Source organism: Janthinobacterium sp. GW456P (assembly GCF_002127655.1).
GTDB lineage: Bacteria > Pseudomonadota > Gammaproteobacteria > Burkholderiales > Burkholderiaceae_D > Janthinobacterium.
In genome coordinates, this window is record NZ_NEHB01000020.1 from 33,464 (window position 1) to 56,578 (window position 23,115).

Below are 23,115 nucleotides of genomic sequence, written 5' to 3' on the forward strand. Positions count from 1 at the left end.
GTACTCCACCTGCCGCCCCGTCACGCCTCGCTGCGGCTGAACAGGCGGTCGAACAGGCCGCGGCTTTCCGTCACGCGGCGCGCCGTCACCAGTTCCACCAGCTCGGCCAGGCTGCGCGCCACGGCGCTGGTGCGCGACAGCTGCAGCAGCGGGATGCCCTGATTGACGGAATCGGTGGCGGCAATGTAATCGTTGGGCACCGTGTGCACCACTTCCGCGCCCAGCGCCTGCTCCAGGTCCGCCAGGCGCAGGCGCCCGCCCTTTTCATAGCGGTTGACGATCAGGCGCAGACGCTCGCCCGGATAGCCGAGCGAGCGGAAAATGTCGAGCAGGCGCCGCCCGTCGCGGATGTCGGGCAAGGCCAGCTGCAGCACCGGATAGATGGCGTCGGCGTTATCGAGCGCGCGCAGCGACTGCGCATCGATCTGGCGTCCCACGTCGAGCACGATGTAGTCGTAGTGCTGGCGTGCCACGGCCAGGATGCGGTCCATGTGCTCGGGCTGCATGTCGACCTGGTGCGCGGGGTCGTCGGCCGCCGCCAGCACGCCGAAGTTCGGCGTCACGTGCACCAGGCACGAGGCGAGGAAGGCGCCGTCCATGCGCGCGATCTGGGCGCAGATGTCGGACAGTGTCATCGCCGGCTTCTGGTCCGAAACATACAGGGTGGCGTCGCCGAACTGGCCGTGCAGGTCGATCAGCAGCACCTTGCAGCCGGCCAGGCTGGCTAGCGCGTAAGAAAAATTCGTCGACAAAAAAGTGGCGCCGCTGCCGCCCTTGCACGAGATGAAGGCGAGCACTTTACCGTCGCGCATCTGCGTCACGCCGGCCTGGATATCCACCCTGTCCATCGCCTCGTGAAAGGCCTTGTGCACCAGCGGCAGCTGCAGCACTTCGCGCATGCCGGCGCGCATGGCGCGGATGAGCACATCCTGCTGCTGTCCGCGCGTGAGCAGCATCAGCACCGCCAGCGGATACTGGCGCGCCAGGCGCTCGAGCAGGTCGGCTTCATCGGCATCGATACCGCTGGCGTCGACGATCACCAGTTCCGGCGCTTCCGGCAGCATGCGCTCGACGGCGTCGCGCAGGCCGCTGCGCCGTTCCAACAGCCGCAGCACGGGCATGCGGGCCGCCCCCTGCGCGGCAATTTCATCGTGCAAGCTGGCGTCGCGGCTAATCATCAGGGCTTTCATCGCACTTCCTCGCTTCTTTCAGGTCTACACAGTCGGCTGCGCCGCCAAGTGGCGCTCAAGGACAAAAACCGGGATTGTCCGGATAACCCAGCGACTCGGCCACCGCCATGGTGGCGCCGTTGGGCAGGCGCACGGCGCCTGCGCCGGAAGGAAACATCACTGCCAGCAGCGGCAGGATGGGCCGGTACGGCACGCTCTCGCAGCGTCCGCCATCGCCGGGCACGCACAGGCGCGCGCGCACGAAACGGATGCAGCTGGCGCCATGCGGATCGTCCAGGCAATTGATGCGGTTGCGCTGCGGACAACCGGGCATCACCGTCACCGGCAATGCCGCCAGCGCGGCGCCGCCGCTGGACTGCGACAGGTAATCGATGCGCACATACGCGTCGCTGATGCCGCCGCCCAGCGGCAGCACGCCAGGCGCGGCGCGCAGCACGGCTTGCGCGCGCACGGCCTGCAGCGCACTTGCATTGCTGAAATCGGTAACGGCGGCGCCGCGCGCGGCACGCCGGGTAATCTCGTGCACCATATTCCATAGATACACGGCGCGCGCCACTTCCAGCATGGCGAACAGGAAGAGAAAGAACAACAGCGCCAGCATGGCGAACTCAACGGCGAAGACGCCGCCCTGGCGCTGCCGGCGGGGGCGCAGGTTAATTAACATAGCGTAATGTCGCATTGGCGCGCAGCGGGATCGGTGCCAGCTGCGGCAGCCACTTGCGGGTCAGTTCGGGCAGGAAATCCACCGGCATGTCGACGGACAACTTGATGCGCACCTGCAGCGGCGCCGCCGCATACGTGCCGCAGCTGTAAGAATCGTCGGCATACACGCATTCCACGCTGATCAGGTATGGCTGCATGGCCGGCCAGCTTTCCGCCATGGCATCGACCACCATCTGCCGGGCAAACACGGCACCCTGGTTCGCCGTGTCGCCCCTGGCCATCTGCGACAGCGGCATGGTGGCCAGGTAGCGCGCCGCATCGTGCGTACTTTTTTGCAGGGCCGTGTACACCAGCAGCGCGCGGCCGAACAGCAGCACGAAAGGCAGCAGCGCCATGAAAAACAGCAGGATCAGCGCCAGCTCGATGGCGGCGACACCCTCCTGGCGGCGGGGCGCGCGGCAGGGCGGCCTCATTGCAGCAGCTCCGCAGGGCCCGCCAACGCGCCCTCGGCCACGAGGCCGTCAAATTCGGCGCTCAACACGCCATTGCTGGCCGGCGCCGTCATGAAGAAGCGGCCGATGCCCCGCACCTGCGCCAGGACATCGCTGCCGGCCGGCACAGGGCAGGCCAGCAGGGCGATATGCAGCAGGCGCCGCTGCGCCACGCCCGTATTGCCGGTCGGCGCCATCTGGTAAGCCAGCGTCTGGTAGGGCGGCGTGGCAGGATAGCCGGGCTTGGCGGCAGGCGCGGCAGGGCTGGCCGGATACAGCTTGGTCCAGTCGCTGGTGGCAAACGGCACGTAGCCGCCGGCCGGCTTCACACTGCTGTACTTGACCGCCTTGCCAAACGACCACAGCGGGCCGTAACTGCCAACGGCAGGCGGCGTCGCGTTCGATTCCGGATCGGCCACGGACAGCAGCGGATTGCCGGTGCTCAGGGCGCTCGGCGCGTCGGGCGTGTTCGTCATCCACCAGTTCGTGGCCGTATTCGGATAGGCGCGGATATTCGTGTCGGGCGGCGCCGTGACGGGATGACAGCCGCTGCCCGCATGCAGGTTGAAGCGCGCGTTGAATGCCGGCCACAAGGCGGCGGGAAACGGCCGGTGCACATGCACTTGCGCGCCGCCGATGCGCGGGTACAGCACCGTGCCGCTGCACACAAACGGCAGCACGCTGGACTCGCCGACCTGCAGCGACGAGCCCACCACACCGGGCTGGCCCAAGGGATTGAGCACGAAATGTTCGGCCGCCGGACCGTGCGGATTGAGTTTCAACAGGTTATACGCCACGCCACGGCGAAAACCATATTCCAGCAGCTCGACGGCCGGCAGCAGCGCCGCATTCGTGCGCGGGCTGGCCGCGCTGGCCGACAGCGCGCACACGGCCAGCGGCGTCAGGTTCAGGCTGGTACGTCCCGCCACGGCGCGCGCCCCCGTGTCCAGGGTGCGCAGCGCCGGCGACAAGGCGCCCAGGAACGCCGTCGCCACCCGCCCCAGCGACGGTGCATTGGCCTGCGTATCGACGCGCACGAACAGCGCCGTGGCGGCGTCGGGCACGGCGCCCGCCGCATGCCATTCGCTGGCGGGCGCGCCGGGCGCGCTGGCGAAGCGGATGCTGGCGTCCGACAGGATCGCGCCCTGCATGCGGCGCCGCCACGCGCTCTTGTCGGCCGCACTGTGCTGGGCTTTGTCCACGGCAGCGAGCAAGCCTTCGGGCGTGCCCACCAGTTCGGCCGCCGCCGCCAGCGCCGCGTTGTCGGCCAGGTTCTGCAATTCCGTCTTGCGGCCGATGACCTGTCCCACGTCGAGCGCCAGGCCGATAAAGCCCAGCACCAGGATAAGCAGGATAGAAAAGGCGATCAGCATCGCCCCGTGTTCGCGCTGGCGTCTATTTGCCATTGGCGCCTCCCAGCATGAACTGCACCGGCTGCGGCGTCTGGCCGTTCGGTTCGGCGAACGAGGCGCGGTAGCGCTGCATGACGGCGTGCGCGCTGGGGCCGTCGAGGCCATCGGCCGGCGTGCGATTGTCCGCGCTGGCCGGATCGCGCACCTGCTGCGCCATGGCCAGGCGCACGGCGTCGCCGAAGCGCGGGTCCAGCCGCGGCGTGCTGCTGCTGTGCGCGCAGGCTGCCAGTTGCAGCGCCAGGGTCAGCGCGGCCAGGCGGCGCAGCCATATCAGGAGCGAATTCGGCATGGCGTGTCTCCCCGTCTCATTTCAACTCGAAGCCGTTGGCCGCGCGCGGTGGCGGCACGGACGGCGACACCGGCGGCAAGGTCGCTTCCATCTTGCCGCGCAACATCAAGTCCGTGCGCGAAGGCGGCGCCAGCTGCGCCGTCGGCAACACGACATCGGCCGGCAAGGGTTTCACCAGGTGCGCGGTAATGACAAACAACAATTCCGTGCGGTCATGCTGGAAATCCGTGCTGCGAAACAGCGCGCCGAGGATGGGCAGTTCGCTCAGCCAGGGCAAGCCCGTGATGTTGCTCACCTGGTTGTTCTTGATCAAGCCACCGATGGCATAGCTCTGGCCGTCATACAGCTGCACCGTGGTCGAGGCGCGCCGCGTGGTGATGACGGGCAAAATAGAACGTCCACTGACGCCGGCGGCGGAAATGCCGACGCCTTCGCGCGACAGTTCCGACACTTCCGGCGCCACCTTCAAATTGATGCGCCCGCCCGACAGCACGGTGGGGGTAAATCGCAGGCCGACGCCATACTCGCGCTCTTCCAGCGTAATCTTGTTGTTGTCCTGGCCGACGGGAATGAAGATCTTGCCGCCGGCCAGAAAACTGCCCTCCTGTCCGCTGATCGCCATCACCGTCGGCTCGGCCAGGATGCGCACCAGGCCATCCTGTTTCTGCGCCTCGATGGTCAGCTGCTGGCCATTCGACTTGCGCACATCGAGCAAGCCGTTGGCCGTGCCGCTCAAGAAATTCGACAGCAAGGTGGTGGCCCAGCTGCCGGAAGCGAAGCGCAGGGTGGCGCCCACTTCCAGCCGTTCCAGCAGCGACTTCGACACTTCGGCGATCTGCACGGCCAGCATCACCTGCTGCGGCGCGCTGACGTCGAGCATATTGATGACGCGGCTGTTCGCGCTGCCCGCGCCGCCGGGTGCAGCGGCCGCGAGCGGCAAGGCGGCGCCATCGGCTGGCTTGGGCAGCGCCAGCGGTGCGGTGGCGCGGCGCACATACGCATGCGCCAGCTCGACGGCGCGCAGCACGGCGCCCGCATCCTGCACCGTGCCCGACAGCACCAGGGTATCGGCCACGGCCGTCACGCGGATGGCTTTTTCTTCCGGCATCAGGGCCGCCAGGGTTGCTTGCAGGCCGGACGGGTCCATGCTGACACTGACGTTCACCACGCTGCACACGCCGCTCCTGCCCTGGATGATCATATTCGTGCTGCCCACGTCAACACCGACCACATACAAGGTGTCGGGTGCGACCAGCATGGCTTGCAGCATGGCCGGATTGCCGACGCTGCGGGCCAGCACCGCCTCGGGCAGGTGCAACATGCTCGACTTGCCCACCTGCAGCTGCAAGTTGCCCGGTGTCGCCGCTTCGCCGCCGCAGCGGGGGCCAGGATCGGCTGCCGCGCCGGCAAGCGGCAACAGCAGGCAGCACAGTGTCAGCAGGGCGCGGTTCATGAGCGTGTCCATGGTTGATCAAGGCAACAAGGCTAAAAACATTCGCGCGACTGGCGCGTCCCATCGATGACGCCGCTGCACTGGCGCTTCGGTTCCGGCGGCGCCTTCGCCACGCGCACGCGACGCGGCGCCACGGCCAACACGGGCGCGGCGGCGGAGGCGTCCGCAGGAACAGGCTCGGCTTCATGCGGGCCGCCCAGCAGGGTCAGCTTGGTGGCACCCGCCGTCACGCCCGGCTGCGGGTCGACCTGGTTGCGCAGCACCAGCGACAGGCTGCCCACGCTGCGCGCCAGGTCCAGGTTTTCCGCCTGTTCCGGCGTCACTTCCAGGGTTACGGCATTGACCACGCGCGGCTTGGTCTCGTCGCGTCCCACTTCCTGCGCCACGGCCAGCACGAGGATGCGTTCGAGCACGATCTTGGAAATATTGCGGCTTTGCGGAAACGCGCGGTCGCCAGCATCCTGCTGGGTACTCACGATGATGTCGACATAATTGCCCGGCAAGGCGAAGCCGGCCACGCCGATCACGTCGTTGACACGCACGGTGATGGCGCGCCGCCCTTCCGTGATCAGGGCCGACAGGCCGCCCAACGTCCCCACGGGCGCCAGCTTGGCTTCGCTCAGCGGCTCGCCGCGCAGCACGCTGGTTTTCAGCACCCGCCCCGCCAGTTTCGCCGGGTCTTGCAACGCGCCTTGCGGCAAGCTTTCCGCCGGCCATTCGGCCAGGCGCAGCATCTCTGGCGTCAGGCGCTGGCCCAGGTTGACATCGCTGGAGGCGACGACGATCTTGCCCTTGCCGGCCGGCGTCTGGCGCAGCAGCCAGTGCGAGGCCAGCAGCACGGCCAGCAGCCCCAGCACCACGGCCAGGCCCATCATCAGCAGGGCGCGACGGTTTTTCATGCGATGCGCTCGCACAGGCTGGCGGCCGGCATATCGCAACTGGCAAACAGGCTGCTCCAGGCCTGCTCCAGGGCGCCCACCGTCAGGCGCGCCTCGCTGCCGGCAAAGCCGGCGAAGTCGCCTATGCGCGCCAGCAATTCCTGCGGATAGCTGGCCAGCAAGGGCCGCCCCTGCGCGCCATGCAGCTGCAGCAGATGGTTCAGGGCCAACTCATCAATAGTCATGCCGGCCAGGCGGCATTGCTGGCGGAACAAGGCGCGATAGGCGTTCTCGGCCAGCGGCCCCACCTGCACCTTGTAGCCGATGCGGCGCAGCAAGGCAGGATCGAACAGCTCGCCCGGCGGCACATTCGTGGCCAGCACGAGGGCGTTATCGAAGGGCACGCTGATCTGCACGCCGCCGGGCAAGCCCAGCTGGTCGCTGCCCCGTGCCAGCGGCTGCATCAGCCGCGTCAGCAGTTCTTGCGCGCCCAGGCGCTGGCGGCCCAGGTCGTCGATGATCAGCATGCCGTTGTTGGCCCGTACATGGGGCGGCGCCTGGTAGCAGCCGCCGCTGGCGTCGAGGCGCAGCTCCAGCGTGCCGGCGTCGAGCTCGGCGCCCACATGGATCACGGGACGCTGGCACAGCACCCAGCGGATATCCGTGCTACGCCGCTCCAGCGCCTGGCGCGCGTGGCTGACGTGCTGCGGCGCGGGCGGCAGGTGCTGCGCCGGATCGTACAACTGGATGATGTCATGGCCGACGACGATGGCGTAGGGCACGGCGACCAGCCCGTGCAGCAATTGTCCCAGCTGCAGCGCCAAGGTCGACTTGCCGCTGCCGGGCGGACCGTACAGCAGCAGCGAGCGCCCCGAATGCAGGGCCGCGCCGACCACATCGAGCATGCCCGGCCCCGCATGGGCGCCGCCGAGCACGGCGGCCAGGTCATCGCTGCCGACACGCTGTTCCTGCGCCAGCCACGACTGGCGCGCCACCATGGCGCGGTACGCTTCCAGGGTGACGGGGGCGGCGCCGATATACGCGCAGCGTTCAAGAAAAGCGCTGGCGCGCTGCTTGCCGGCGCCCGTCAGCTGGTACTGCACGTCGATGTCGGATTCGCCGCGCCAGGCCACTTCGGCCATCTGCTCCGTCACCATGAAATCGAGCACTTCGCGCAAGACATTGATCGACAGGCGCAAGCGCGTCGTCAGCACGGACAGATGCGTCTTGCCGCCCACAAACATCAACTTGGCAATCAGTTCGACGACCAGCGGCCGTTCCAGCCCCGTTTCACGCAAGCTCTTCGGCTGCGGCGGCAAGGGCGGCATCAGGTTCGCATCGGCGGGGCGCGGAACGCTGTCGGTGCTCATGGAATAGTCGACCTCGGTCATGCTGCGTCTCCTAGCCGGTTAAGACTGCATTGAACAGAATTCATTCTAGCGAGCGGGCTCTGGCGCCCATTGATTCAGAGCAATGAATGCCAATCAGAAATAATGCTGCCCTTGCACCACCAGGCAGCCCAGGGCAATGGCCAGTCCGTACGGCATGTTGCCCACGCTGGTATGGCTGCCCAGTGCGATCGGCGCCAGGGGAATGCCAGCCATGCGCGCGATCATCGGCCACAGCAGCTGGCGCAGATTGCCGAGGCAGGCGCGCCACTTGCCCTGGTACGTGATCATCAGCACGGCCATCAGGCCGCCCAGGACAAACGTGGCGAAACAGATCTGCAGCACGGGCCAGGGACCGGCAAAGGTGCCCACCATGGCGATCAGCTTGACGTCGCCGGCGGCCATGCCGCGCAGCACATAGAGAGGCAGGAACAGGAAGAAGCCCGTCGCCATGCCGCCCAGCACCAGCTGCGGCACGCGGTGTGGCCACAGCCACAAATGCAGCGCCAGCGCGGCGAGCATGCCGGCCAGCACCAGCCAATTCGGAATCTTGCGTTGGATCAGATCACTGACGGCGGCCCCCGTCACGAAGCACAGCAACAGCAGGTCGCACAAGGCAGTCGCAGGCATGGCACACCTCCCGAAGAAAACCCGCTGCCGGCCGGCCAGCAGCGGGCACCCGCTTAGGGCGTCAACACCAGGTTCGACGAGATGTCGGTGAGGACGGCCAGCAAGTTGGTCTTGATCAGCAAGAATCCGGCCGTGATGGCGGTGGCCATCAAGGCCGCAATCAGGCCGTATTCGATTGCCGTAATGCCATCCTCATCCTTGACAAACTGCTGTACTGCCGACAGGAAGGTATGCATGACAAGCTCCCAAAAGTGAATCACAAGTCCCTGGCGCAATCGGGTGTGAAACATTGCCCTTTCCTGCTAATATGTTTCCTGCCGTAAATTTCTGCGCCATTGCATTGACTATAAAGCGTCCACATTTTGGCAAATTGACGCGCCACAAGTTTCCACATGGAAATTATCAAACCTTGTCGACATGGCGGCTGGCGCAAACAAATGTTGCGATCCGGATTGAAAGCCTTCGTCAGGGCAAGTTTTTTGCAATGTAGTGCTTGAATCTCATGTATTTACATGAAATATTGCATACGTTAATTGCCTATTAGGCAAAAAGACATTATCCTGCTTAGCTCTTCTTTGGAAAGGCCTCTCGCCCGGCGGTACAGAGCGTCATGCCACCAAATAAATCTTGGCTTCTTGTAGACGGACGCGAACATGCTCTTGCTTGATGCAATGCTGGTATGACGACACTTGTGTGACTACTTTCCAGAGAACGACAATGGATTCCCTACTGAAACACATGGTGGACATGACCGGGCACCGCGACCACACGATGCTCGACATTTCCGTGATCTCGGCGGTCCAGGAACTCGCTGCCGCGTCGCAGACCCGTGTGCTGGCCCTGACCACCGTGCGTGGCCAGGTGTTCGTGCGGTCGCGGGCCATCATCGTGGCGGGCAGCGTGGCCCGCATGGAAGAGCATACCGACCCGACCCTGCCGGGCGAACCGCTGTCCGACTACCCGGCCCTGGCCGCCTGCATCAAGCGCCATGAAGCGAGCGCCGACACCCTGTGCGCCGATGGCCGCCACCTGCTGTGGCTGCCCATCTGGATCGGCGACCAGGTCACCACCTGCCTGGAAATCACCAACCCCACGCCATACACGGGTGCCACCATCCAGGTGATCGGCGGCATCGTCAGCGTGTACCGCAATTTCCAGAACCTGCTCGACTACAGCGAACGCGATTCGCTCACCGGTCTGTTGAACCGCAAGACCTTCGACGACCAGCTGGCGAAAATCCTGCACAGCCGCGGCGAACCGGAAGCGGACAAGCCGCGTCCCGCCGACGAAGAGCGGCGCCACCATACGGACACGGAACGGCAATGGCTGGCCGTGATCGACGTCGATCATTTTAAATTGGTCAACGATAAGTTTGGCCACCTGTATGGCGATGAAGTGCTGATCCTGATCGCCAACCAGCTGCAATCGTCGTTTCGCTCGCAAGACCGCATCTTCCGCTTCGGCGGCGAGGAATTCGTCGTGCTGCTGCGCTCGATCACCCTGGAAAATGCGCAGAAAATCATCGACCGCTTCCGCACCAATGTCGAGGCGCACGACTTCCCGCAAGTGGGCAGAGTGACCGTCAGCGTGGGCTTCGTCAGCATCAACGCCTACGAGGCGCCCGTCATCATCCTCGGCCGCGCCGACCAGGCCTTGTATTACGCCAAGAGCCATGGCCGCAACCTGGCTTGCCACTACGATGAGCTGGTAGCGAAAGGTTTATTAACGACCATTACCTCGAACGACACCGCAGAATTTTTCTAGGCATCCGCCAGCGAAATAAAACGCATGGGATCGACCTGCCACTTGGCCGCCGACTCATGGCCGACGATCTTGTCGGCGCCGCCGAAGCCGAAGCCGCGCGACAGGTCCACCGTCTCGGGCTTGATGTAGGTCTTGCTCTTCGTACTGAAAAACACATTCACTTTCGGCGCCAGCAGATTGCTTTCGTGCGCCTCGACGACGACGGCCAGGCGGCCCGATTCCAGCATCACCATGGTGCCCACCGGATAGATGCCCACGCAGCGCATGAAATCCTGCGCGAACACGGGGTTGAAATGGAATTTGCTCCATTCATAAATCTTGCGCAGGGCTTCGGCGGCGGGAATGCCCTTGTGATAGCTGCGGTCCGACGTCAGCGCGTCGTACACGTCGACGATGGCGGCCATCTGCGCCAGCTCGCTGATGGCGTCGCCGGCCAGCTGGTCCGGATAGCCGCTGCCGTCGCGCCGCTCGTGGTGGTGCAAGGCGATGTCGAGCGGAATGGCGCCCAGCTCGGGCGACTGCAGCAGAATCTCGTAGCCATCGCGCGGATGGCGCTTGATCAGGGCAAATTCCTCGGACGTGAGGGGGCCCGGCTTGTTCAGCACGCTGTCGGGCACCAGCGCCTTGCCCGTGTCGTGCAGCAAGCCACCGAGGCCGGCCTGGTGCGTGGTGGCCGCATCGATGCCGCGCGAGCGGCAAAACGCCACCAGCAGCGCGCACACGCTGACGGAATGCAGGAAGGTGTAATCATCCTTGGTCTTGATGCGCAACAAGCCGACGAGGGCGCCGGGATTGCGCAGGATCGATTCGGTAATATCTTGCACCGTGTGCTGCACGCGGTCGAGCTCGACCGCCTTGCCCAGGCGCACGTCGGCCATCACCGTGCGTACCAGGCTCGCGGCCTGGCGCCGCACCTGCGCGGCGCGCGCCAGTTCCATGCCCAACGACACGCGCGTGACCACCTGCGGCGCCGCGGCGATCTGCACCAGTTCGCGCTCGGTCTCGGCGCGCGCCTGCGCCACGGTGGGCGCATCCTGCACGTCGAGGCCCTTGCCGCTGTCGATCACCACGTCGTGGATGCCGGCCTGCACGATCTTGCGGATTTCATCGTCGCTGCGCAACAGAAAACGGTTGCGCACGAACGGATGCGTCATCCAGTCGCAGCTGAGGTCATGAATGTACATGCCCACTTTTAATTGAGACGAATCAACTTTCTTGAGCATGCTGTCATCCCACAAATACGCGGCTGGAGCACCGAAGGCGCTAGAATGAGTATAACAAACTATTATTCTGCTGGCCGCGTTCGGCGCTGCGGCGCAACACCCTGTTTTTTCCGCTCACCGCATCGCTATTGGGACCCATGGAACTGCGCCAATTACGCTACTTTGTCGCCATCGTCGACCACGGCTCGCTGTCGCGCGCGGCCCTGATCCTGCACGTGGCGCAGCCGGCCCTGACGCAGCAGTTGCGCCAGCTGGAAGAGGAACTGGGCGTGCAGCTGCTGCACCGCTCGGCCCAGGGCGTGCTCAGCACGGATGCGGGCAAGGTGTTTTACGAACATGCGCAAGCGATCCTGAAACAGGTGGCGGACGCCCGCTCGGCCGTCACGCAAAGCGCCACGCGGCCGTCCGGCAATGTCACCTTGGGCTTGCCGCACAGTATCTCCGGCGCCCTGGCCCTGCCGCTGCTGCTGGCCGCGCGCGAACGCTATCCCGAGATCACCCTGCAACTGACGGAAGAAATCACGGGCAACCTCAATGCACAGCTCAAATCGGGCCGCATCAACCTGGCCGTGCTGTTCGACGATGGCCAGCTGACGCCGTTTTCCTGCTGCCCCCTGGTGGAGGAAGAGATGCGTTTTATCTGCCGCAGCGATTCGCCGTTCGCGCCCCCGGGCACGGCGCTGTCATTCGCGCAGGCATTGAGCGCCACCCTGATCCTGCCGGGCCTGCAGCATGGCGTGCGCCCCCGCATCGACAGCCGCGCCCGCGAACTGGGCCTGGAGACGGCGAACGTGATCGAGATCAACTCAATCGCCATCCTGAAATCGGCCATCCTGGCCGGCATGGGTGCCACCATCCTGCCGGCAGCCCCGCTGCTGGCCGAACTGGACAGCGGCGCCATGCGCAGCTACACCCTCCACAGCCCCGTGCTATCGCGCACAGTGGCCCTGTGCGCCTCGAAAAACATTCCCCTCACCAATGCCGGCAACGCCGTGAAAAACCTCGTGCTGCAAGTGGCCGCCGAACTGTGCGGCAGCGGACGCTGGGTGGGGGCGCATGTGCTGCCACCTATGGCATAAGTATTTCTTATACCCCCATCGTCAAAGCGTATTTGCCCCTTCCCCGCGGTCGTTCTACACTGACGACATTAACTATTTTAAATTTAAACTAGTTATGTGCCGCCCACACGCGGCAATCCCGTCTGCACAGTGCGCGCCTTACCGGGCGCGTCGCTTGTACAGCCGTCATCTGAAACACCCTTTTGGAGACAGCCATGTCCGTGACCACGGAAAACGGCTCCGCAGCGTTCGCTAGAAACGCCGGTGCCGCGCCATCGACGCCCCCCGACACATCCCGTTTGACCACCGTCAGCCTCGACGACAAATACACGGCCACTTCCGGTGCCATCTTCCTGTCCGGCATCCAGGCCCTCGTGCGCCTGCCCATGATGCAGCGCTTGCGCGACCAGGCTGCAGGCCTCAACACGGCCGGTTTCATTTCCGGCTACCGCGGCTCGCCCCTGGGCGGCCTCGATGAAAACCTGTGGAAAGCGAAAAAACAGCTGGAAGCGCACCACGTGCAGTTCGTGCCCGGCGTCAACGAAGACTTGGCCGCCACGGCCGTCTGGGGTTCGCAGCAGGTGGACCTGATCGGCCCGGCCAAGTACGACGGCGTGTTCGCCATGTGGTACGGCAAGGGCCCGGGCGTGGACCGCTGCGGCGATGTCTTCAAGCACATGAACCATGCGGGCACGTCCAAACTGGGCGGCGTGCTGCTGGTGGCCGGCGACGACCATGGCGCATACTCATCGACCCTGCCGCACCAGTCCGACCATCTGTTCTCCGCCTCGATGATCCCCGTCCTGTATCCATGCAATGTGCAGGAATACCTGGACCTGGGCATCCACGGCTGGGCCATGTCGCGCTTTTCCGGCTGCACCGTGGCCTTCAAGGCGCTGGCCGACACGGTCGAATCGTCGGCCTCCATCGATGCCGACCCGTTCCGCGTGGAAGTCAAGATTCCGCAGGACTTCGTCATGCCCGAAGGCGGCCTGAACGCGCGCCTGTCGAGCATCCCGCTGGGCCAGCAGGCGCGCAACCAGGAAGCGCTGATGCAGGATTACAAGATCTATGCGGCCCTGGCCTACGCGCGCGAAAACAAGCTCAACCACACCACCATCAACAGCCCGAACGCCAAGCTGGGCATCATTGCCTCCGGCAAATCGTATCTGGATGTGCTCGAAGCGCTGGAAGAGCTGGGCATCGACGAGCAGATGGCGGCCGACGTGGGCATGCGGCTGTTCAAGGTAGCCATGCCGTGGCCGCTGGAACCGGACAGCGTGCGTGAGTTTGCGCAAGGTCTCGATGAGATTCTCGTCGTCGAAGAAAAGCGCCAGATCGTCGAATACCAATTAAAAGAGCAGCTGTACAACTGGCGCGACGACGTGCGCCCGCGCGTCATCGGCAAGTTCGACGAAAAAGGCGAATGGGTGGCGCCGCGCGGCGAATGGCTGCTCACCTCGAAGGCGGATTTTTCCGTCTCGCAAGTGGCGCGTGTTATCGCCAGCCGCATCGCGCGCCTGATTTCCGACCCCGTCACCTGCGACCTGATCAAGGCGCGCCTGAGCTTCCTCGACGCCAAGGATGCGGTATTAAAGAAAGCCGTGAATACCCCGTTCCGCCCCGCGTTTTACTGCTCCGGCTGCCCGCACAACACCTCGACCAAGGTGCCCGATGGCAGCCTGGCGCTGGCCGGCATCGGCTGCCACGTGATGGCCACCTCGATCTACCCGGAAATGAACAAGCTGACCACGCACATGGGCGGCGAAGGCGCGCCATGGATCGGGCAAGCCGCGTTTTCCGAATTGCCGCACGTGTTCCAGAACCTCGGCGACGGCACCTATTTCCATTCGGGCTACCTGGCCATCCGCGCCGCACAGGCGGCCAAGGTCAACATCACCTACAAGATTCTGTACAACCACGCCGTCGCCATGACGGGCGGCCAACCGGTGGACGGCCTGATCACCGTGCCCATGATGGCGCAACAGGTGGCGGCCGAAGGCATCGCCCGCATCGCCCTGGTCACGGAAGATCTGTCACGCTACAGCGACCGCAGCAACCTGCCCGCCCACCTGACCTTGCACGACCGCAAGGATATGGATGCGGTGCAGCGCGAATTGCGCGAGGTACCGGGCGTGTCCGTGCTGATCTACGACCAGACCTGTGCCGCCGAGAAACGCCGGCGCCGCAAAAAAGGCGAGTATCCGGACCTGGCCAAACGCATGGTCATCAACGACGCCGTCTGCGAAGGCTGCGGCGACTGCGGCGTGCAGTCGAACTGCGTGTCGATCCTGCCGAAAGAGACGGAATTTGGCCGCAAGCGCACCATCGACCAATCCTCGTGCAACAAGGATTACTCGTGCGCCAAGGGTTTCTGCCCCAGCTTCGTCACCGTCGAAGGCGGCAACCTGAAGAAGACCAAGACGGGCGCGGGCAAGCCGGGCGATACGGACGACTTCGGTCCTCTGCCGGAACCTGTATTACCCGCCTGCGAGGCGCCGTACAACATCCTGATCAACGGCATCGGCGGCACGGGCGTCATCACCGTGGGCGCCCTGATGGGCATGGCGGCGCACCTGGAAGGCAAGGGAGCGTCCGTGCTGGACATGACGGGCATGTCGCAAAAGAACGGTTCCGTCACCTCGCACGTGAAAATCGCCAGGTCCCCGGCGCACATCCGCGCGCAGCGCATCGCCACGGGCGAAGCGGACCTGATCCTGGGCTGCGACATGCTGACGGCCGGCGCGCAGGATGCCGTGTCGAAAATGCGCCCTGGCCGCAGCCTGGCCGTCGTCAACCTGCACGAGCAGCCGCCGGGCACGTTTGCGCAAAACGCCGACTGGCAATATCCAACGGCGGAAGTGCGCCAGCTGATCGAGGAATCCGTGGGCGGCGCGGACGCGGCCGACTTTATCGACGCGACCAAACTGGCCACCGCGCTGATGGGCGACTCGATTGCCGCCAACCTGTTCATGCTCGGCTACGCCTGGCAAAAGGGCCGCATTCCGTTGACGGAAGCAGCCTTGCTGCGCGCCATCGAGCTCAATGGCGTGGGCATCGAATCGAACAAGAAAAGCTTTTTGTGGGGCCGCCGCGCCGCCGTCGACGTGCGCAAGGTAACGCAGATCGCCACGCCATCGCAAGCGATCATCGTGCAAATGCCGCAAAGCCTCGATAGCGTCATCAAAAAACGCGTGGAGTTCCTCACCGCGTATCAAAACGCCGCGTATGCGGATGGTTACTTGACCCTGGTCAAACAGGTGCGCGACCGCGAAAATACCTTGGGGCTGGGCCAGAAGCTGTCGACGGCTGTCGCCAGGAACTATTTCAAGTTGCTCGCTTACAAGGACGAGTATGAAGTGGCGCGTTTGTACACGGACGGCCGTTTCGTGGAGCAGTTGCAGCAGCAGTTCGAGGGTAATTTCTCCGTGAAATTCAACCTGGCGCCGCCGCTGTTCGCGAAAAAAGATGCGAAGGGGCATTTGGTGAAAGCGGAGTTCGGTTCCTGGATGTGGCGCGCGTTTAAATTGCTGGCGAAAGCCAAGGGCTTGCGCGGCGGCACCTTCGACGTCTTCGGCTACACGGCCGAGCGCAAGATGGAGCGCGCGCTGATCGTGGAATACCGCGAACTGCTGGCTGGCATGCTGGTCAACCTGACGGCGGACAACCTGGGCACCTGCGTGGAACTGGCGTCGCTGCCCGAAAAAATCCGCGGCTTCGGCCACGTCAAGGAAGCGGCCGTCGCCACGTACCGCCAGGACAAGGCGAGATTGCTGGCCAAGCTGGCCGATGGCAGCAAGCACGCGGCATAAAAGACAACGCAGAGCTTCGGCTCTGCGTTTTTTTTCATCACTCGGGGCAGCGCCCCACCGTCGCCCCCGGCAACAGCACGGGCTGCCAGATTTCCTGCAGCCGTTCCGGCGGCGTGCCGGCCAGCAGCGATTGCAGCATTTCCACCATCTTGGCGCCGGCGCGGCGCAGGTCGGGCTGGTCGATGGTGGTGACGTTGATGCCGATCAAGGTATCTTCCACATTGCCCCAGACGATGACGGAGATCTCCTTGCCGATCTCGATGCCCGCATCCATCAGGGCGCGCACCACGCCCACGCCGGACAGGTGGTTGTCGACGATGACGGCCGTCGGGCGCGGCGAGCAGGCCAGCAATTGCTGCATGGCCTGGTAACCGCTGCGGCGATCGAGACTATTGTCGAGCAGATAGCGGGGGTCGGCCTGCAAGCCCGCCTGCGCCATGCAGCGGATAAAGCTTTCCTTACGCTCGTAAGCAAAGTGCAAGTCCAGCGGCGCGCTCAGCAAGGCGATGCGCTGGTGGCCATGGGCCGCCAGGAAAGACACGGCCAGGTCGATGCCCGTGTCGTTATCGTAGTCAAAATACGCATAGGGCGCGTCGATGCGCGTGCGGCCGTTCGCGACAAACGGGAAGTCGACCTTCGTCAGGTAGGCAATGCGCTCGTCGACCACCTTGGTGCGGCCCACCACGAGGCCATCGACCTGGCGCCCGCGCACCATGTTTTCATATGACGGCTGTTCGTTCTGCGGCGACACGGGAGCGATGATCAGGCTCATCTTCGACGCTTCGACGGCGTCCGACATGCCATTCACGACGGAAAGGAAGACGCTGTCGCCCAGGTCGCTGGGCAGCAGGGGATAGATCATGCCGAGCACATTCGTGCGGCCGACCGCCAGGCTGCGCGCCAGGGGGTTGGGCCGGTAGCCGACTTTCTTGGCGGCGGCCAGGACGATTTCACGGGTGCGGGAATTGACTTCCGGATAGCCGTTCAACGCCCTGCTGACTGTCGTTTTCGACATGCCGAGGGCAATTGCGAGGCTCTTGAGATTCATGTTAACTACCTGTCTGTATGGCAAAAGAAACCAACTCTGACCGTCCATTATAGCCCAGAGCGCCTAACAGGCGGCACATGACCGTGTGCCAACATGGTAGAAAAACAACAACATATTAGACTTTAGAAAGGGACTTTTGAAAAGCAAGCGTGTTTGCCGCGTCAGCAACATGACATGATGCATCGCACACAAACAATACTCTTTGGCGACAGCGTGCACTCACTCCAATCCATATCTCGCCACGTTCGGCATGCGGCTGCGGCACGGCAAAGCGCGCACGATAAGATTATCAAGAAAACATAATTTACTGGAACTGTGCGAGAATTTGTCCTACTCTTGATTCAGGTAAAGATTACCTGCAGTCATGTCGCGCGCCGCCCTGCATTCGTCCACTGCCGCGCACGCCTGGGCATACTTTCAAAGGTGAACAATGTGGTATCGCTAACGTCCGTCAACAATCTGCAAGCCTCGCTGGCCACGGCGCAGCGCCGGGTCGAACAAGGCCAGAACCAAGTGCAGCGCGACAGCGAACAGCTGGCGCAAAGCCGCCAGCTGCTGGCGCGGGAACAGGAATCGCTGAGCCAGACGCAGCAAAGCAGCCAGCGAGCGCAGGCCGATGCCCCGGCCGCCATCAAGGCGCCGCAACTGGACCGGGCGATCAAAGTGGCCGTGCCGCAGCCAGCGGCCACTGCCGCATCGAAAAGCACACCCCAGCTGAACGGCTATGGCCAGACCCTGGGCCGCCTGATCAACGTGATGGCGTGAATTACCGCACCATCTCTTCTTCCAGCATCGCCAGCCACCACTTCTCCCCCTTCTTCGGCTGCGCCAGGTCGACCGCCTCGCCCATCTGCGGCGTGGCCAGGTTGACGCCCCGCTTGGCCGCCAGGCCCGTGATGCGGTCGAACGGTTCGTGCCAGGCATGCAGACCCAGGTCGAAGGTGCCGTTATGCACGGGCATCAACCACTTGCCGCGCAAGTCCAGGTGCGCTTGCAGGGTTTCCTCCGGCTGCATGTGCACGTCCGGCCACAGCTTGTCGTAGGCGCCCGTTTCGATCATGGTCACGTCGAACGGACCGTGCTTGTCGCCGATCTGCTTGAAACCGTCGAAATAGCCGGAGTCGCCGCTGAAAAACACGCGCACGTCCGGCGCGTCGATGACCCACGACGCCCACAGGGTTTGATTGCTGTCAAACAAGCCCCGTCCCGAGAAATGCTGCGACGGCGTCGCCACCAGCTTCACGCCGGCAATCCTTGTGCCTTGCCACCAGTCGAACTGCTGCACCTTGTCCTGCGGCACGCCCCATTCGATCAGGGTGTCGCCCACGCCCAGCGGCGCGACGAAGTGGTCGGTCTTGGCGGCCAGTTCCAGCACGGCGGCATGGTCGAGGTGGTCGTAATGGTTGTGCGACAGGATGATGGCCTTGATCGGCGGCAAGTCGGCGATGCTGATGGGCGGCTGGTGAAAGCGCTTCGGGCCCGCCCATTGCACGGGCGAGGCGCGCTCGGAAAACACGGGGTCGGTGAGGAAGAATTCATTATTCAGTTTCAACAGCAGGGTCGAATGGCCGAGGCGAAACAGGCTATTGTCGGGCGCGGCCAGCAGTTGCGCCCGGGTCAGCGCTTGCACGGGCACAGCAGCAGCCGGCACCGTGCTGTCGGGCTTGTCGAAGACGAAGGTCCACATCAGCTTGAGCGTTGCCGCCGTGCCCAGCTTGTGCATTTGCACGGGGTTGCGGAACTTGCCTTCGTGGCGTTGTGGTGATTCAACTGGCGCGGCAGGCGCGGTGCGCAAGGTGCAAGAACTCATGATGATCAGGACTCCCAGGAATAAGATGCGGTGCATGTGCGGTCCGGTCAATAAAATACAAGGATTAAATTACACTACACAGTGTAGTTCCTATTTTAAGCAAAGTAAACCAAGAGGTGTAAAATATTGTTTTCAAAGGAGATTTCCCGCCATGGCCGCACCGCAACGCCTCACCGACCGCAAGCGCGTCGCCATCGTCGATGCCGCCATCGCCGAGTTCCGCGAGCACGGTTTCGATGCGACCAGCATGGACAGGATCGCCGCCACGGCCGCCGTTTCCAAGCGCACCGTGTACAACCATTTCCCCAGCAAGGACGAGCTGTTCGCGGAAATCCTGCAACGCATGTGGGAAAGCAGCGTGGCCCAACCCGCCGTGCCCTATGTGGCCGACCAGCCCCTGCGCCCGCAGGTGCTGGCCCTGGTCGAGCAGAAGATGGTCTTGCTGTGCGATCCGGCCTTCATCGACCTGGCGCGCGTGATCTTTGGCGAAACCATCCACTCGCCCGCGCGCGCGCAAGCGATGGTGGCGCGCCTGAATGAAAAGGAAACGGGCCTGAATATCTGGATCCGCGCGGCGCAGCAGGATGGGCGCATCAAGGCGGGCGAGACGCTGGAAGTGGGGCATCTGCTGATGGCGCCGCTGAAAACCTTTGCCTTCTGGCCGCAGATCACCCTCGGTGAACCGCTGCTGAGCCCGGCACGCCGGCGCGAAGTGACGGACCTGGCCGTCGATATCTTCCTGTGCTATTACGGCGTGGCAAAGCAGACAGCATAAACGGGCGGCAGGTGGGCGGACAGCGTCTGCCAGTGCTCGCCCTCGTCGTCCGAATACCAGGCGCCGCCCGTCGTTGACGCCATCACTAAACTGCGCCCGTCGTCGGCCAGCGCCAGCCCGTGGCGGTAGATGAGGTCGTAGCAATGCTGCTGCGGCAATCCCCCGCGCAAAACCTCGAACGTTTTCCCGCCATCGCGCGTGCGCGTCACGGCCAGCGCGCCATCGATGGGTATGCGCAGCACGTCCGCCTGTGCCGGCACGAACCAGGCCGTGTCGCCATCGCGCGGATGCACAGCCACGGCAAAGCCGAAATGCGACAACGGCGCCGTCGTCACTTCCTGCCAGTGCCAGCCGGCGTCCTGCGAGCGCCAGATGCCGTTATGGTGCTGGCACCACAGCGCATCCGGCGTGCCGGCGCTGCGCACGATGCGGTGCGGGTCTTGCACGGCTTCGTTTTCATCGAGCTCGGGCGGCATGTAGTCGGCGCGCATGCCCGTCGCGCTCAAGGCCCAGCTGGCGCCGCCGTCAGCCGTTTGCCACACGCCGCCGCAGGACACGCCGACCAGCACGGTATTGCTGTCGCGCGGGTCGACGCAGATGCTGTGGATACCGGGCACATCATAGCCGCCGCCAAACCACTGCGCCCGCTGCGGCACGTTCCACAACGCTTCCACCAGCTGCCAGCTGTCGCCGCGGTCGCTGGAACGGAACAGGCCGCCAGGCAGGGTGCCCGCCCACAGTACGCCGGGCTGGTCCGCGCCGCCGGCCGCCAGCGACCAGATTTGCCGCAAAGTCCAGTCGATGGTATCGCTGCTGTCCGCCGGTTTGGCGGGATAGGCGGGCACGGCGATTTCGCGCCACTCCCCGCTGTCCGCGTCGCGGCGGTGCAGCTTGGCGCCGAAATGGCCCAGGTTCAGGGCCGCGTACAGGCTGCCGTCGCGGCCATCGTGCAGCAGCATGGAGACGGGGTCGCCGGCGAATTGCACCAGCGCCAGCTGCCAGGCGCCGGCCGCATCGACATCGAACTGGAACAAGCCCTTGCGGGTGCCGAGATATGCGCGCTGCGCCTTGCCTGGTGTCATGATCAACCTCCGGAAAGTGCCTGCAAGATATACACTTGACTGTCGGGCAGCAAGGCGTCGTCAAGGTAGCGGCGTTCGCGGCAGCGCACACCATCGATGAAGATCACCACATTCGGGCGCAACGCGCCCTGCTCGTCGAGCACGTAGCCGCGCAGACGCGGCTGCTGCGCAAACGCGGCATCGAGGGCGGCGCGCAGGCGCGGCGCGGCGACCTCCACCGTGGGGACGTGGAGGAAGCGTGCCAGTTGTTGCGTAAAATGCAAGTGCGCCATGCTGCCCTTCGACGTCGTCGGCCTCGACTCATTCTAGTCCGCTTTGCAGCCAATACAATTAAAATAGGAGCAAGCACACAAGGAGGCCAGGCATGACGATTACCCCGGAAGAACTAGCGGTGCTGATGCAGGAAGTGGAAGTGGCCGATCCCATCGATTTTGCCGACCTGCCCTTCAATGAGCAGGAATTGCGCGGGCTGATCGCCAACCACCTGTGCGAGATGGCCGACGCCATGGAAAGTTTTACGCCGGAAGACCGCAACCTGGCCTTGCTGGCCGTGGCGGCCAAGCTGGTGCTGGAAAACCTGGTCTTGCACGTGCAGCTGCTGCGCCGCCACGGCTTGCCCGTGAGCGACGGCGTGGAAGCGCTGCTGCAGCGCCTGAAGGGCGGCAAGCCGACCTGAGTGTGGCAGTCAGGCGCCCGTGTGCACGGCGCGCGCCTGCACGGTGAGATCGCTTTCGGCCACGGCCACGCAGGGCAGGATGTAGCCGTCGAGCCGTTCATCGGGGCTGATGCCGGGCCAGTCCACCGTGTAGCGCACCTTGCCTTCGGGCATGTGGCAGAGGCAGGTGCGGCAGGTGCCGTTGCGGCAGGAACTGAGCAGGCGGATGCCGGCCAGCTCGGCGGCAGCCAGGATGGTGGTGCCCGCCTCGGCCGGGAATTGCCAGCCTTGCGGGACGAGGGTAATAGTAAAGGACGCGCTCATGCGCCCAGTTTAACAGTCCGCCAGCGTGGTCCAGCGGGCGCCATCGGCATGGCTGCGCAGCACGGCTTCGGCAAAGGCCAGGCCGGCCACGCCATCGACGACCGTCGGCAGCCAGCGCGCCGCTTCCGGCACGGGCAAGCCCGATTGCCGCGCGCGGATGTGCAAGGCCGCATCCAGGTACAGCTGGGCGAACGCTTCCAGATAACCCTCCGGATGGCCGGCCGGCACGCGCGTGGCGTGACGCGCGGCGGCGCTGTCGACCCGCCCCGGACGCAGCAGCTGGCGGTTGCCGCCCTGCGGCGTGCACCACAGCTGGTTCGGCTGTTCCTGGTCGAAATCGAGCTGCGCCTTGCTGCCGAACAGGCGCAAGCGCACCGTATTTTCGCAACCGGTCGCCACCTGGCTGGCCCACAAAGTGCCTTTCGCCCCATTCGCGTAGCGCAGCATCACCTGTACATGGTCGTCCAGGGTACGGTTCGGTACAAACGTCGACAGCTCCGCCAGCACGGCCTGCGGCGTGAGTCCGCTGACGAATTGCGCCAGGTGGTAGGCGTGCAAGCCCACGTCGAGCAGGGTGCCGCCGGGCCCGGCTTTCTGCGGATCGTTATGCCAGTTGCCTTCGTTCATGCCGCCAGCCGCGATGGCGTCGGCCAGCCAGTCCTGCGAATATTCGACTTGCACGAGGCGCAGTTCGCCCAGTTCGCCCGCCTCGACCATCGCTTTCGCATGGCGCAGCAGCGGGTAGCCGCTGTAGGTATGCGTGAGCGCAAACAGCAGGTTTTTCCGCTCTGCCAGCGCGGCCAGCGCCTGCCCTTCCGCCAGCGAGATGCCCAGCGGCTTGTCGCAGATCACGTGGATGCCCGCTTCCATGAAGGCCGTGGCGACGGGCGCGTGCAAATGGTTCGGCGTGACGATGGCCACGGCCTCGATGCCGTCCGCCCTGGCGGCCTCCGCCTGCGCCATGGCGCGGTAGTCGCTGTAGCAGCGATCCGGAGAAAGATGCAGCGCGGCGCCGCTGTCGCGCGCGCGCTGCGGGTCGGACGACAGGGCGCCCGCCACCAGTGCGTATTGGTCGTCGATGCGCGCCGCGATGCGGTGCACGGCGCCGATGAACGCGCCCTGCCCGCCCCCTACCATGCCCAGCCGTAAGCGTCGCTGCATGTTCTCTCC

The 23,115-nt window shown here is 64.6% G+C and carries 23 protein-coding genes; 6 read left to right on the forward strand and 17 right to left on the reverse strand.

Features of this window, described 5'->3' with window-relative positions; all coding sequences use genetic code 11:
- Positions 1–20: 20 nt before the first annotated feature.
- From CBW66_RS18505 to CBW66_RS18545, 10 genes are all read right to left on the reverse strand, one after another.
- Positions 21–1,190 (reverse strand): AAA family ATPase, encoded by a 1,170-nt coding sequence (locus CBW66_RS18505; protein WP_086139949.1) that lies wholly within the window; start codon positions 1,188–1,190, stop codon positions 21–23.
- A 55-nt stretch (positions 1,191–1,245) separates the two neighbouring features.
- The gene (locus CBW66_RS18510) at positions 1,246–1,854 is read right to left on the reverse strand and encodes a TadE/TadG family type IV pilus assembly protein (RefSeq protein WP_070219070.1); all 609 of its coding nucleotides are present in this window, start codon (positions 1,852–1,854) and stop codon (positions 1,246–1,248) included.
- Entirely contained in the window at positions 1,844–2,326 is a 483-nt protein-coding gene (locus CBW66_RS18515; protein WP_086139950.1) for a TadE/TadG family type IV pilus assembly protein, read from the reverse strand. Before CBW66_RS18515 ends, CBW66_RS18510 begins: the two co-directional genes overlap by 11 nt.
- Complete coding sequence (locus tag CBW66_RS18520; protein ID WP_172402201.1) at positions 2,323–3,750, reverse strand: pilus assembly protein TadG-related protein; 1,428 nt, start codon at positions 3,748–3,750, stop codon at positions 2,323–2,325. Before CBW66_RS18520 ends, CBW66_RS18515 begins: the two co-directional genes overlap by 4 nt.
- The gene (locus CBW66_RS29045) at positions 3,740–4,045 is read right to left on the reverse strand and encodes a hypothetical protein (RefSeq protein WP_086148691.1); all 306 of its coding nucleotides are present in this window, start codon (positions 4,043–4,045) and stop codon (positions 3,740–3,742) included. The genes CBW66_RS18520 and CBW66_RS29045 overlap by 11 nt, the downstream gene beginning before the upstream one ends.
- 16 nt (positions 4,046–4,061) lie before the next feature.
- A complete protein-coding gene (locus CBW66_RS18525) occupies positions 4,062–5,498 on the reverse strand; it encodes a type II and III secretion system protein family protein (protein ID WP_086139978.1) in 1,437 nt (478 codons plus the stop codon).
- Positions 5,499–5,530: 32 nt separating this feature from the next.
- Complete coding sequence (cpaB, locus tag CBW66_RS18530) at positions 5,531–6,397, reverse strand: Flp pilus assembly protein CpaB (RefSeq protein ID WP_086139952.1); 867 nt, start codon at positions 6,395–6,397, stop codon at positions 5,531–5,533.
- The gene (locus CBW66_RS18535; protein ID WP_086139953.1) at positions 6,394–7,767 is read right to left on the reverse strand and encodes an ATP-binding protein; all 1,374 of its coding nucleotides are present in this window, start codon (positions 7,765–7,767) and stop codon (positions 6,394–6,396) included. The genes cpaB and CBW66_RS18535 overlap by 4 nt, the downstream gene beginning before the upstream one ends.
- A gap of 93 nt (positions 7,768–7,860) precedes the next feature.
- Positions 7,861–8,394 (reverse strand): prepilin peptidase, encoded by a 534-nt coding sequence (locus CBW66_RS18540; protein WP_086139954.1) that lies wholly within the window; start codon positions 8,392–8,394, stop codon positions 7,861–7,863.
- Between the two features lie 53 nt (positions 8,395–8,447).
- The gene (locus CBW66_RS18545) at positions 8,448–8,630 is read right to left on the reverse strand and encodes a Flp family type IVb pilin (RefSeq protein WP_034752975.1); all 183 of its coding nucleotides are present in this window, start codon (positions 8,628–8,630) and stop codon (positions 8,448–8,450) included.
- Between the two features lie 481 nt (positions 8,631–9,111).
- Between CBW66_RS18545 and CBW66_RS18550 the strand changes: the two genes are divergently transcribed.
- Positions 9,112–10,158, forward strand: a complete 1,047-nt coding sequence (locus tag CBW66_RS18550; protein ID WP_086139955.1) for a GGDEF domain-containing protein — start codon at positions 9,112–9,114, stop codon at positions 10,156–10,158.
- Here the strand turns inward: CBW66_RS18550 and CBW66_RS18555 are convergent.
- The gene (locus tag CBW66_RS18555) at positions 10,155–11,381 is read right to left on the reverse strand and encodes an HD-GYP domain-containing protein (RefSeq protein WP_070289458.1); all 1,227 of its coding nucleotides are present in this window, start codon (positions 11,379–11,381) and stop codon (positions 10,155–10,157) included. The two genes, CBW66_RS18550 and CBW66_RS18555, sit on opposite strands and share 4 nt — an antisense overlap.
- A gap of 137 nt (positions 11,382–11,518) precedes the next feature.
- On the opposite strand from CBW66_RS18555, the gene CBW66_RS18560 reads away from it, so the two are divergent.
- Positions 11,519–12,460 (forward strand): LysR substrate-binding domain-containing protein, encoded by a 942-nt coding sequence (locus CBW66_RS18560; RefSeq protein ID WP_086139956.1) that lies wholly within the window; start codon positions 11,519–11,521, stop codon positions 12,458–12,460.
- A gap of 194 nt (positions 12,461–12,654) precedes the next feature.
- Positions 12,655–16,251 (forward strand): indolepyruvate ferredoxin oxidoreductase family protein, encoded by a 3,597-nt coding sequence (locus CBW66_RS18565; RefSeq protein WP_086139957.1) that lies wholly within the window; start codon positions 12,655–12,657, stop codon positions 16,249–16,251.
- Positions 16,252–16,288: 37 nt separating this feature from the next.
- Here CBW66_RS18565 and CBW66_RS18570 read toward each other — a convergent pair whose 3' ends face one another.
- Positions 16,289–17,299 carry a substrate-binding domain-containing protein gene (locus tag CBW66_RS18570; protein ID WP_086139958.1) on the reverse strand — a complete coding sequence of 337 codons (1,011 nt, stop codon included), beginning with the start codon at positions 17,297–17,299 and terminating at the stop codon, positions 16,289–16,291.
- 432 nt (positions 17,300–17,731) lie between these two features.
- Here CBW66_RS18570 and CBW66_RS18575 point away from each other — a divergent pair, with 432 nt between their 5' ends.
- Positions 17,732–18,064, forward strand: coding sequence for a hypothetical protein (locus CBW66_RS18575; RefSeq protein ID WP_139841745.1), 333 nt, complete (start codon positions 17,732–17,734; stop codon positions 18,062–18,064).
- Position 18,065: 1 nt separating this feature from the next.
- Here the strand turns inward: CBW66_RS18575 and CBW66_RS18580 are convergent, their stop codons facing one another.
- On the reverse strand, positions 18,066–19,109 hold the full coding sequence (locus tag CBW66_RS18580) for an MBL fold metallo-hydrolase (protein ID WP_205701222.1): 1,044 nt from the start codon (positions 19,107–19,109) through the stop codon (positions 18,066–18,068).
- A 151-nt stretch (positions 19,110–19,260) separates the two neighbouring features.
- Here CBW66_RS18580 and CBW66_RS18585 point away from each other — a divergent pair, with 151 nt between their 5' ends.
- Positions 19,261–19,884 (forward strand): TetR/AcrR family transcriptional regulator, encoded by a 624-nt coding sequence (locus CBW66_RS18585; protein ID WP_086139961.1) that lies wholly within the window; start codon positions 19,261–19,263, stop codon positions 19,882–19,884.
- On the opposite strand, the gene CBW66_RS18590 is transcribed toward CBW66_RS18585, so the two are convergent.
- Positions 19,857–20,966 (reverse strand): sialidase, encoded by a 1,110-nt coding sequence (locus CBW66_RS18590; RefSeq protein WP_086139962.1) that lies wholly within the window; start codon positions 20,964–20,966, stop codon positions 19,857–19,859. The genes CBW66_RS18585 and CBW66_RS18590 overlap by 28 nt on opposite strands.
- Before the next feature lie 2 nt (positions 20,967–20,968).
- Positions 20,969–21,238: a MoaD/ThiS family protein gene (locus CBW66_RS18595; RefSeq protein ID WP_086139963.1), complete on the reverse strand. Its 270-nt coding sequence runs from the start codon at positions 21,236–21,238 to the stop codon at positions 20,969–20,971.
- A gap of 92 nt (positions 21,239–21,330) precedes the next feature.
- Here CBW66_RS18595 and CBW66_RS18600 point away from each other — a divergent pair, with 92 nt between their 5' ends.
- The gene (locus tag CBW66_RS18600) at positions 21,331–21,642 is read left to right on the forward strand and encodes a hypothetical protein (RefSeq protein ID WP_086139964.1); all 312 of its coding nucleotides are present in this window, start codon (positions 21,331–21,333) and stop codon (positions 21,640–21,642) included.
- 9 nt (positions 21,643–21,651) lie between these two features.
- Here CBW66_RS18600 and CBW66_RS18605 read toward each other — a convergent pair whose 3' ends face one another.
- Positions 21,652–21,945, reverse strand: coding sequence for a 2Fe-2S iron-sulfur cluster-binding protein (locus CBW66_RS18605; protein ID WP_086139965.1), 294 nt, complete (start codon positions 21,943–21,945; stop codon positions 21,652–21,654).
- A 9-nt stretch (positions 21,946–21,954) separates the two neighbouring features.
- Complete coding sequence (locus tag CBW66_RS18610; protein ID WP_230492279.1) at positions 21,955–23,106, reverse strand: Gfo/Idh/MocA family protein; 1,152 nt, start codon at positions 23,104–23,106, stop codon at positions 21,955–21,957.
- Positions 23,107–23,115: the final 9 nt, after the last annotated feature.

Coding starts and splice junctions, on each gene's coding strand:
- CBW66_RS18505 (WP_086139949.1), bottom strand. CDS start 1,190: ATGAAAGCCCTGATGATTAGCCGCGACGCCAGCTTGCACGATGAAATT.
- CBW66_RS18510 (WP_070219070.1), bottom strand. CDS start 1,854: ATGTTAATTAACCTGCGCCCCCGCCGGCAGCGCCAGGGCGGCGTCTTC.
- CBW66_RS18515 (WP_086139950.1), bottom strand. CDS start 2,326: ATGAGGCCGCCCTGCCGCGCGCCCCGCCGCCAGGAGGGTGTCGCCGCC.
- CBW66_RS18520 (WP_172402201.1), bottom strand. CDS start 3,750: ATGGCAAATAGACGCCAGCGCGAACACGGGGCGATGCTGATCGCCTTT.
- CBW66_RS29045 (WP_086148691.1), bottom strand. CDS start 4,045: ATGCCGAATTCGCTCCTGATATGGCTGCGCCGCCTGGCCGCGCTGACC.
- CBW66_RS18525 (WP_086139978.1), bottom strand. CDS start 5,498: ATGAACCGCGCCCTGCTGACACTGTGCTGCCTGCTGTTGCCGCTTGCC.
- cpaB (WP_086139952.1), bottom strand. CDS start 6,397: ATGAAAAACCGTCGCGCCCTGCTGATGATGGGCCTGGCCGTGGTGCTG.
- CBW66_RS18535 (WP_086139953.1), bottom strand. CDS start 7,767: ATGACCGAGGTCGACTATTCCATGAGCACCGACAGCGTTCCGCGCCCC.
- CBW66_RS18540 (WP_086139954.1), bottom strand. CDS start 8,394: ATGCCTGCGACTGCCTTGTGCGACCTGCTGTTGCTGTGCTTCGTGACG.
- CBW66_RS18545 (WP_034752975.1), bottom strand. CDS start 8,630: ATGCATACCTTCCTGTCGGCAGTACAGCAGTTTGTCAAGGATGAGGAT.
- CBW66_RS18550 (WP_086139955.1), top strand. CDS start 9,112: ATGGATTCCCTACTGAAACACATGGTGGACATGACCGGGCACCGCGAC.
- CBW66_RS18555 (WP_070289458.1), bottom strand. CDS start 11,381: ATGCTCAAGAAAGTTGATTCGTCTCAATTAAAAGTGGGCATGTACATT.
- CBW66_RS18560 (WP_086139956.1), top strand. CDS start 11,519: ATGGAACTGCGCCAATTACGCTACTTTGTCGCCATCGTCGACCACGGC.
- CBW66_RS18565 (WP_086139957.1), top strand. CDS start 12,655: ATGTCCGTGACCACGGAAAACGGCTCCGCAGCGTTCGCTAGAAACGCC.
- CBW66_RS18570 (WP_086139958.1), bottom strand. CDS start 17,299: ATGAATCTCAAGAGCCTCGCAATTGCCCTCGGCATGTCGAAAACGACA.
- CBW66_RS18580 (WP_205701222.1), bottom strand. CDS start 19,109: ATGAGTTCTTGCACCTTGCGCACCGCGCCTGCCGCGCCAGTTGAATCA.
- CBW66_RS18585 (WP_086139961.1), top strand. CDS start 19,261: ATGGCCGCACCGCAACGCCTCACCGACCGCAAGCGCGTCGCCATCGTC.
- CBW66_RS18590 (WP_086139962.1), bottom strand. CDS start 20,966: ATGACACCAGGCAAGGCGCAGCGCGCATATCTCGGCACCCGCAAGGGC.
- CBW66_RS18595 (WP_086139963.1), bottom strand. CDS start 21,238: ATGGCGCACTTGCATTTTACGCAACAACTGGCACGCTTCCTCCACGTC.
- CBW66_RS18600 (WP_086139964.1), top strand. CDS start 21,331: ATGACGATTACCCCGGAAGAACTAGCGGTGCTGATGCAGGAAGTGGAA.
- CBW66_RS18605 (WP_086139965.1), bottom strand. CDS start 21,945: ATGAGCGCGTCCTTTACTATTACCCTCGTCCCGCAAGGCTGGCAATTC.
- CBW66_RS18610 (WP_230492279.1), bottom strand. CDS start 23,106: ATGCAGCGACGCTTACGGCTGGGCATGGTAGGGGGCGGGCAGGGCGCG.